We start from the raw sequence: 1,254 nt of genomic DNA on the forward strand, positions 1-1,254 counted from the left end.
ACCTCGGCGCCGAGGTGCTGCTGGCTGCGGACCGCTGCGGCGTCGACCGCGGCGGAGACGCGCTCGAAGACCCCGGTGCGGCCGTAGAGGCCGGGCGTGCCGAGGTCGAGGAGCACGCCGTCGGTGAGCAGGCGGGCGCGGAGGGCGGCGCGGGCGGCGTCGAGCGCCGTGGCGGTGTCCGTGCCGGCGGTGTCCGCGGTGGAGGCGTCGGTGGTGTGCGTGGTGGTGTCCGTGGTGGTCACAGGATCACTCCCGTCATGATGGCCAGGTCGGCGTCGTTCCCCAGGAGACGGTCGTTGCTCACCATGACGGCGGCACCATGGGCGTCTCGGAGGTGGCGGGCGATGCTCATCGGACCCGAGGCGGCGTAGCCGGCGATCCCGACGATGCGCAGCGCCCTCGTGACGATGTCGGTGACACGCTCGGACGCACCGATCTTCAGGGCGTTCGCGGCGAGCGCGTACGCGCTCGAGGCCAGCACGTCCGGGTCGTCGGCGGCGGCGTCGAACCGTTCGGCGGCGTGGCGCACCGAGTCGGCCAGCGCCTGCAGGTCGACCAGGAGCTCGGCGAGCCGGAGGGCACCGGGCGGGGTCGTGCCGACGGATGCCCGGGCCTGCTTGCGGACGGCGCTGCGGGCACGTTCGGCGGACGACACGGCGATGCCGAGCCAGACCGAGGCCCACAGCACGTGCGACACCGGCAGGACGGTCTGGGCGGAGATCGCGGCGTAGTCGTCGCGGAACACCCGGTCGGTCGTCGTCTCGGTGTCGAGGATCCACCCGTTGCTGCAGGTGCCGCGGAGCCCCAAGGTGTCCCAGGTCGACGTCTGCGACAGGACCATCGTGTCGGTGCGGCAGATGAGCAGTCGCTGGTCCGACGCCGGGGCGTCCGGGTCGCGGCGCGCGGTGACGAACACCGCGTCGGCCTCGGTGGCGTAGGAGATCACCGGCGCGTCCTTGCGCAGGCGGATCCGGCCGTCGTCGGTCGGCTCGATGGAGCAGGTGGAACGCCGGGCGTCGCCGCCGACGCCGCGCTCGGTCGTTGCCGACGCGACGAGTGCCCCGCCCCGGACGGCCTCGATGGTCTCGAGCACGCCGGCACCGTCGCCGCCGTGCCGCCAGAGCGCCATGACCTGGCCCTGGTGCATCGCGAACACCATGCCGGTCGCGGCACAGGCCCGGCCGAGCTCGGTCGCGATCGCCGAGAGCTCGGCCACGGAGGCACCCTCGCCACCGTGCTCGGTCGGCACCGCTG

The 1,254-nt window shown here is 74.0% G+C and carries 2 protein-coding genes; both read right to left on the bottom strand.

The features are described 5' to 3' along the window. The coding region (locus H489_RS38135; RefSeq protein ID WP_040419327.1) for a hypothetical protein at positions 1-242 on the bottom strand (242 nt) is incomplete at its 3' end. Then, positions 239-1,254, bottom strand: a 1,016-nt coding sequence (locus H489_RS26320) for an acyl-CoA dehydrogenase family protein (protein WP_017886718.1), incomplete at its 5' end; no start/stop codon positions are given. The genes H489_RS26320 and H489_RS38135, both read right to left, overlap by 4 nt.

Origin of the sequence: Curtobacterium flaccumfaciens UCD-AKU (assembly GCF_000349565.1) — a bacterium.
GTDB lineage: Bacteria > Actinomycetota > Actinomycetes > Actinomycetales > Microbacteriaceae > Curtobacterium > Curtobacterium poinsettiae.